The organism is Clostridia bacterium, assembly GCA_017620395.1.
GTDB lineage: Bacteria > Bacillota > Clostridia > Oscillospirales > RGIG8002 > RGIG8002.
Genome location: JAFZQJ010000019.1, coordinates 1 through 7,644, shown reverse-complemented (window position 1 = coordinate 7,644; position 7,644 = coordinate 1). Strand labels below are relative to the sequence as shown.

The window sequence follows — 7,644 nt, the reverse complement described above, 5'->3', positions numbered from 1 at the left end:
TGCCTCGGGAGTTGCGCCGGCTTCGCCGGCGGCGATATGCCGCCTTCGGCAGCGCGATATATTTGCCTTTCGGCAAATACGATATGTCGGCTCCGCCGACACGATATGTCACGCTTCGCGTGACGTGATATGCGCCTTCGGCGCAAGACAGAGAGAAGCATTACCCTATGAAGAGAGTCCTTGCATCCATCCTTATAATCCTCACCGCGCTCGGCGCGGCGGCGTGTTCGCCGCGGAAGCCCGCGGGCGCGGGCAGCTCGTCCGGCAGCTCCGCGGAGCCGCTTCCCGAGCCGGAGCCGGTCGTCTACGAGCCGAACGTCATGGATATCGACTTCGACGCGCTGATCGCCGCCGAGAAAAACGCCGACCTGCGCGGGATGCACGAGTATTTCCGCGACCGCGTCCCCACGATGAAGAACGAATACACAGGTCTTTTCGAGGGCTACAACCTCGTGATGATCACCGCCGAGGGCTTCTCGCCCTACGCGATACGCGAAGGCGTCACGCCCACGCTGTATAAGATGCAGCAGGAGGGCTTCCGCTTCACCAACTTCTTCACCGCCGGGCAGGACGACACCATCACCGGCGAATTCGAGCACGTCACCGGCCTGATCCCCAGCGCCGGCGTGCCGAACCACATGAAGAAGGTCAAGGATAACCTCCTGCCCTTCACCATGGGGGCGCAGTTCCAGAAGCTCGGCGTGCGCACCTACGCGTACCACCCGCATTCCTACACCTTCTACGACCGCAACAAGACCCACTCCAACCTCGGCTACGACGTTTTCCGCGGCAACCGCGGCGGCGTCGTCGACGGCGTCGACAAGAAGGAGTACAAGCTCGTGCTCGAGCATCCGAGCTCATGGCCGGAAAGCGACCTCGAGGCCGTGCAGTCCTCATTCTCCGAGTACGCGGGCAAAAACGACGGCAAGCCGTTCCACGCGTACTATATGTCCGTCAGCGGACACTGCGACTACTCCTGGGACGGCAACCGGATGAGCGCGAAGAACCGCGAGCTCGTCGAGAACCTCGACCTTTCCGAGAAGTGCAAGGCGTACGTCGCCGCCAACGCCGAGCTCGACCGCGCGCTCGAATGGCTGATGGCGGAGCTCGAGAAGACCGGCCAGCTCGAGAAGACCGTCTTCTGCGTCACCCCCGACCACACGCCGCAGATGATCTCCTACAAGGAGATGGAGGAGCTCGCCGGCCATGAGCTTGAGAAGCATTTCGACTATTACCGCAGCGTGTTCCTGCTCTACTGCCCCGGGTACAAAAACGCGCCGGAGATAACCGTTCCGGCGAATACGATAGATATTATCCCGACGCTGTCCAACCTCTTCGGCTTCGAATACGACAGCCGCCTGCTCTTCGGGCGCGACCTGCTCGATCCCGACGCCGAGCCGCTGATCACCTTCTACGGCAGGAGCTGGATCTCCGACAAGGGCAAGTATTACGCCGGCGACCGCGAGTTCACCCCCGCCGAGGGCGTCGTCTTCGAGAGCGAGGAGGCGCAGAAGGCCTACGTGGAGGAGACGACCGAGAAGGTCAAGGTCATGTTCAGGATGTCGGGGGAACTGATTAAGAGAGACTATTACAGGAAAGTGTTCGGCGCGTAGCGCGCTGCCCGTTTTGCGGGCGGCACTCGTTCGCCGCAGGCGAACATATCGTATCGGCGCAGCTGATATATCGTATTCGCGTCAGCGGATATATCGCATCGGCGAAGCCGATATATCGCACCGAGCGAAGCGAGGAATATCGCCGCGAACGCAGTGAGCGGACCTCCCTCAGACGAGGGAGGTGGATTGACGGCCGCGTAAGCGGACGGCAAGACGGAGGGAGGGAAAAGCCCTGCCTCTGAGATGACGTTTTATAAAAAGGAGAGGTTTTTCCCTCCCTCAGTCATCGCCGTTTTCAACGGCGGCGGGGTCCCTCGTCTGAGGGAGCCCGCGCCGGCTTCGCCGGCGGCGATATGCCGCCTTCGGCAGCGCGATATATTTGCCTTCGGCAAATACGATATGTCGGCTTCGCCGACACGATATGTCACGCTTCGCGTGACGCGATATGCGCCTTCGGCGCAAGTGATATTATGGCTTCGCCATAGTGATATTGACGCGTACGCGTCAGTGATATTGCCGCTTCGCGGCAGTTTATAAGGAGGACCACCACATGAAACTCGGCGTATTCACACCCGTACTCAACGACAAAAACCTCGCGCAGGCGCTCGATTTCCTCGCCGAAAACGGCATCGAGGCCGCGGAGCTCGGCGTCGGCGGATTCCCCGGCCACGACCACTGCGACCCCGAGCTGCTCGTTTCCGACGACCGCGCCGCGGAGGCGTTCCGCCGCGAATTCGAGTCGCGCGGGATAACCATTTCCGCCTTCTCGGCGCACGGCAACCCCGTCCATCCGGACGCGAAGACCGCCGCCGGATACGACAGCGTCCTGACCCGCGGCATACTGCTCGCGGAGAAGATGGGCGTGCCGGTCGTCAACACCTTCTCCGGCTGCCCCGGCGACTGCCCGACCGCGTCGCATCCGAACTGGGTGACGGCTCCCTGGCCGCCGGAGTTCCTCGATATCCTCGATTACCAGTGGAACGAGGTGCTCATCCCTTACTGGCGCGAAAAGGAGAAGTTCGCGAAGGCGCACGGCGTGAAGATCGCCTTCGAGCTGCACCCCGGCTTCTGCGTCTACAACACCGAGACGATGCTCCGCCTGCGCGAAGCGGCGGGCGAAAACCTCGGCGCGAACCTCGACCCGAGCCACCTCGTCTGGCAGGGAATGGATCCCGTCATGGTCATCCGCGAGCTCGGCGACGCGATCTTCCACTTCCACGCGAAGGATACGAAGATAGACAAGTACAACACCGCCGTCAACGGCGTGCTGGATACCAAGCATTACAGCGACGAGCTGCACCGCAGCTGGATCTTCCGTTCCGTCGGCTACGGCATGGACGTCAAGAAGTGGAAGGAGATCGTCAGCGCCCTGCGCACCGTCGGCTACGACTACGTCATCAGCATCGAGCACGAGGACAGCCTCTTCTGCGGCGGCGAAGGGCTGATGAAGGCGATCCGCTTCCTGAAGGACGTCATGGCGTTCCAGCCCAAAGGCGAAATGTGGTGGGCGTGAGCAAATCGCGCAGCGATTTGCTCAGCTGCGCCGCAGGCGCAATACCACTGCGAACGCAAGTGAGCAATATCACTTGCCGAAGGCAAATATCACTGCCCGCGCCGCGGGCAATATAACTGAAACCCCGCTTCCCGAAAGGGAAGCGGGAGCCGTATTCAGACGTTTTACAGTTTTATGATAATAAACAGAGTTTATATGCCAAAACATCAAAATTTTTTAGAATGGTGAAGGGGACTATAAATGGCGATAACTAATGAAGGAATATGTAAACTTTGTGGCAAAAAGCGAAAATTGACATTTGAACATGTTCCTCCAAATAAAGCGTTTAATTCTGAGACTGTAGTTAACTATTTTTTAAAGGATATTAACGATACAGCACCGATGATTGATGAGAGCGAGATTAGTGAAAAGAATATATATGGAAAAGATAATCAACGTGGTGGCGGCGGTTATTACTTATGCGGTGATTGTAATAATAATACTGGATCGTGGTATATGGATGAATACGTTGATTTAGCTCACGCTTTCCATAGCATTATAAAGACAAGCAATTTATCCGTCGGACAGTCGTGCTCATTTTCTATAAAAACTCATCCGCTTAGAATTCTTAAAGCAATTCTGACTATGCATTGTGATATTAGTGATAATTGCTTTGGAGACGATCAGATTAGAGAGTTCATTTTGAATAAGGAAAGCAAGAGTTTTGACTCTGAAAAGTACAAATTATACATTTTTATGGTAAGCCCGAATGCGTCGTTTTTGTGGGACATCTTATATGAGCATTAAAGGGATAGGGGGAGTTGTTTTTTCAGAAATTAGCAGTTACCCAATAGGGACCATGTTATATATAAACAAACCTGCGCATTTTACACCAACGGGGTTATTAATTGAAGGATTTGAAAGCAAAGATTATGATGAGGAATGCGTGGTTGACATATGTGGCATACCATATCTTGATATAAATACGAGTATTCCGGGCATCTTATGAGGATCAACTTGACACGAAACATAAGCAGTTATTATTGACTAAAAAATGGAGTTATGATATTATTGTAAATGAAAGGTTGTGATTATGTGAAATCAAGAATCAAAGCAATTATTTCTGTGGTATTCATTCTGGTGCTTACTTTTGCAATAGCTGGTTGTGGGAAAGCAGATATAGTCAGTGAAAAAACAAGCGAATACATTAAAGAAGCTATTAGTGTAGCAGAACAGTATCTCAATGGCCGAATCACAACTGACGAAGCGGGTAATAAATTAGAAAATCTGTCAGACCTTGTTCAAGAGGAAGCATTAAAATATAAGGATGACGACGCACGGAGTGACTTCTATTATTATGGTGTTGTTGTTACTTCTGATATTTATATGCTCGGGTTTAAAATAAGAACCGGAAATATTTCGGAAGTCGAGAATAGACTGTCAGATTTAAAAGACTACATTGATTAATGATATATGTCGAAACACAAACGAGGATACCTTGGGGCATCCTCGTTTGTGCTTGCGCTCGACTTCGCGGGCGATTGATAATTGCCCCTACGGACAACCCCTCCGCCCCTTCGGGGCACCTCCCCTTGCACAGGGGAGGCATTGCGCCGCCTGCGGCGGCGGTGATATTGACGCTTCGCGTCAGTGGTATTGCGGCTTCGCCGCAGTGTTATTATGCTTCGCACAGTGGTATTGCCGCCAAAGGCGGCAGATAAAAAAGGACGCGCCGCAGGCGCGTCCTTCTTTTTTGCTTTCTCTTACTTCAGCTCGGCGAAGTACTTGATGGTGCGGACCATCTGGCTGGTGTAGGAGTTCTCGTTGTCGTACCACGAAACGACCTGGACCTGATAGGTGTCGTCGTCGATCTTGGTGACCATGGTCTGGTTCGCGTCGAAGAGCGAGCCGTAACGCATGCCGATGATGTCGCCGGAAACGAGGCGCTCGGTGGTGTAGCCGAAGCTCTCGCTCTGCTGGGCCTTCATCGCGTCGTTGATCTTCTCAACCGTGATATCCTTGCCCTTGACGACCGCCACGAGGATCGTGGTGGAACCGGTGATGACCGGAACGCGCTGCGCGGAGCCGATGAGCTTGCCGTTCAGCTCGGGGATGACGAGGCCGATCGCCTTCGCGGCGCCGGTGGTGTTCGGAACGATGTTCGCGGCGCCGGCGCGGGCTCTCTGCAGGTCGCCCTTTCTGTGCGGGCCGTCCAGGATCATCTGGTCGCCGGTGTAGGCGTGGACCGTGGTCATGATGCCGGATACGATCGGGAACGCGTCGTTCAGCGCCTTCGTCATCGGGGCGAGGCAGTTGGTGGTGCAGGAGGCCGCGGAGATGATGGTATCCTCGGGCTTCAGCGTGTTGTGGTTGACGTTGTAGACGATGGTGGGCAGGTCGTTGCCCGCGGGAGCGGAGATGACGACCTTCTTCGCGCCGGCGTCGATGTGCGCCTGGCTCTTCGCCTTGCTGGTGTAGAAGCCGGTGCATTCGAGCACGACGTCAACGCCGAGCTCTCCCCAGGGGAGATTGGCGGCTTTCGCTTCGCTGTAGATGGTGATCTCTTTGCCGTCGACGGTGATGGAGCCGGGGGTGATGACCGCTTTGGTCTCTTCGTCGATGACGGGCTCCTTGGAGCTGACGGTGTGCTTGTTCTCGCCGATGAAGCCGCAGTAGCCGCCCTGGGCGGAGTCGTACTTCAGCAGGTTGGCGAGCATCTTCGGGCTGGTCAGGTCGTTGATCGCGACGACCTCGTACCCTTCAGCGCCGAACATCTGGCGGAACGCCAGGCGGCCGATACGGCCGAATCCGTTGATTGCTACTTTTACTGCCATGATTGTTTTCTCCTTATGTTAGTTTTTTGTAGACGTTGGTGAGCCTCCCCTGTGCAAGGGGAGGTGGCATCCGAGGCGCGAGCCGAGGATGACGGAGGGGTTGTGCAATTACGCAGTCGGCTTTAAGGAAGCCGACAACCCCTCAGGCGCTTCGCGCCAGCTCCCCTTGCACAGGGGAGCCGAACGAAACGGCAGCGTGAACTCGAGAGATTGAAAAGCGCGGGATTTTCAGGTGATTTGCGGCGCCCTCTGTCATTCCGAGGAGCCGCGAACGCGCCGACGAGGAATCCCCCTCCCTTTGCAGCTGTCTTCTTTCGGTGTGGGGTCCCTCGGGCTTCGCCCTCGGGATGACATTGCTATCTGCCCGCCTCGGAACGCGGCTATGCCGCCGACAAGCCGCAAAGGACTGAAAATAACCGCTTTTACGCCTTTCCGGCGCAGCCGAGGACGTCGACCAGCTTATGACGGACGACTTCCTTGATGTTCGCGCGGGCGGGCTTGAGGTATTCGCGCGGGTCGAACTTCTCGGGGTGCTCGTTGAAGAACTTTCTGATCGTGCCGGTCATCGCCAGGCGCAGGTCGGAGTCGATGTTGATCTTGCAGACGGCGCTGCGGGCGGCTTCGCGGAGCTGTTCCTCCGGGATGCCGACGGCGTCGGGCATTTTGCCGCCGTTCTCGTTGACCATCTTGACGTACTCCTGCGGAACGCTGGAGGAGCCGTGGAGGACGATCGGGAAGCCGGGCAGGCGCTTTTCGCACTCGTGGAGCACGTCGAAGCGCAGCGGAGGCGGAACGAGGACGCCCTTTTCGTTGCGGGTGCACTGCGCGGCGGTGAACTTATACGCGCCGTGGCTCGTGCCGATCGCGATCGCCAGGGAGTCGCAGCCGGTGCGGCTGACGAATTCCTCGACCTCTTCGGGGCGGGTGTAGGAGGCGGCGTCCGCCGCGACCTTGACTTCGTCCTCGATGCCGGCGAGGGTGCCCAGCTCGGCTTCTACGACCACGCCGTGCGCGTGGGCGTATTCGACCACCTGCTTGGTGATTTCGATATTTTCCTCAAAGGGCTTGGAGGAGCAGTCGATCATGACGGAGGTGAAGCCGTCGTCGATGCAGCTCTTGCAGGTCTCGAACGTGTCGCCGTGGTCGAGATGGAGCACGATCGGGATGTCGGGGCACTCGATGACCGCGGCTTCCACGAGCTTGACCAGATAGGTGCGGTTCGCGTAGGCGCGGGCGCCCTTGGAAACCTGCAGGATCACGGGGGCGTGCTCTTCGCGGCAGGCCTCGGTGATGCCCTGGATGATCTCCATGTTGTTGACGTTGAAGGCGCCGACGGCGTAGCCGCCGCTGTATGCCTTCTTGAACATTTCGGTAGAAGTTACTAACGGCATAGTGTTTTCTCCTTTGTACCATTTGTTTGTCCGGGCGGGGCGTCCGCGTGTCCGCGCCGTACTGCCCGATTTTATAACTAATATATTATATCACCTTTGCGGGAAATATCAAGAGGTTTTTTGTGAAATTATTATGATAGGAAAGGGCTGCCGTTCCGTGGAGCCGAATGCGACGACGAGGAATCCCACGGGCGAACTTCGTTCGCAGTGATATTGACGCTTCGCGTCAGTGATATTATCGCTCCGCGATAGTGATATTGCGGCTTCGCCGCAGTGATATTGACGCTTCGCGTCAGTTAAGGAGCAAATTGCCT

7 protein-coding genes are annotated in these 7,644 nt (G+C 56.5%); 5 read left to right on the top strand and 2 right to left on the bottom strand.

Annotation, left to right across the window (positions count from 1 at the left end):
- Nucleotides 1–167 precede the first annotated feature (167 nt).
- From J5441_03530 to J5441_03510, 5 genes are all read left to right on the top strand, one after another.
- Nucleotides 168–1,613, top strand: coding sequence for an LTA synthase family protein (locus J5441_03530; protein ID MBO4934226.1), 1,446 nt, complete (start codon nt 168–170; stop codon nt 1,611–1,613).
- Nucleotides 1,614–2,163: 550 nt separating this feature from the next.
- Entirely contained in the window at nt 2,164–3,126 is a 963-nt protein-coding gene (locus tag J5441_03525) for a sugar phosphate isomerase/epimerase (GenBank protein ID MBO4934225.1), read from the top strand.
- Nucleotides 3,127–3,366: 240 nt separating this feature from the next.
- On the top strand, nt 3,367–3,912 hold the full coding sequence (locus tag J5441_03520; protein ID MBO4934224.1) for a hypothetical protein: 546 nt from the start codon (nt 3,367–3,369) through the stop codon (nt 3,910–3,912).
- Nucleotides 3,902–4,114 (top strand): hypothetical protein, encoded by a 213-nt coding sequence (locus tag J5441_03515; protein MBO4934223.1) that lies wholly within the window; start codon nt 3,902–3,904, stop codon nt 4,112–4,114. The genes J5441_03520 and J5441_03515 overlap by 11 nt, the downstream gene beginning before the upstream one ends.
- An 86-nt stretch (nt 4,115–4,200) precedes the next feature.
- Complete coding sequence (locus tag J5441_03510; protein MBO4934222.1) at nt 4,201–4,572, top strand: hypothetical protein; 372 nt, start codon at nt 4,201–4,203, stop codon at nt 4,570–4,572.
- A gap of 296 nt (nt 4,573–4,868) precedes the next feature.
- Here the strand turns inward: J5441_03510 and gap are convergent, their stop codons facing one another.
- The gene (gene gap, locus J5441_03505; protein MBO4934221.1) at nt 4,869–5,939 is read right to left on the bottom strand and encodes a type I glyceraldehyde-3-phosphate dehydrogenase; all 1,071 of its coding nucleotides are present in this window, start codon (nt 5,937–5,939) and stop codon (nt 4,869–4,871) included.
- Between the two features lie 422 nt (nt 5,940–6,361).
- The gene (fba, locus tag J5441_03500; GenBank protein MBO4934220.1) at nt 6,362–7,330 is read right to left on the bottom strand and encodes a class II fructose-1,6-bisphosphate aldolase; all 969 of its coding nucleotides are present in this window, start codon (nt 7,328–7,330) and stop codon (nt 6,362–6,364) included.
- Nucleotides 7,331–7,644: the final 314 nt, after the last annotated feature.

Coding starts and splice junctions, on each gene's coding strand:
- J5441_03530 (MBO4934226.1), top strand. CDS start 168: ATGAAGAGAGTCCTTGCATCCATCCTTATAATCCTCACCGCGCTCGGC.
- J5441_03525 (MBO4934225.1), top strand. CDS start 2,164: ATGAAACTCGGCGTATTCACACCCGTACTCAACGACAAAAACCTCGCG.
- J5441_03520 (MBO4934224.1), top strand. CDS start 3,367: ATGGCGATAACTAATGAAGGAATATGTAAACTTTGTGGCAAAAAGCGA.
- J5441_03515 (MBO4934223.1), top strand. CDS start 3,902: ATGAGCATTAAAGGGATAGGGGGAGTTGTTTTTTCAGAAATTAGCAGT.
- gap (MBO4934221.1), bottom strand. CDS start 5,939: ATGGCAGTAAAAGTAGCAATCAACGGATTCGGCCGTATCGGCCGCCTG.
- fba (MBO4934220.1), bottom strand. CDS start 7,330: ATGCCGTTAGTAACTTCTACCGAAATGTTCAAGAAGGCATACAGCGGC.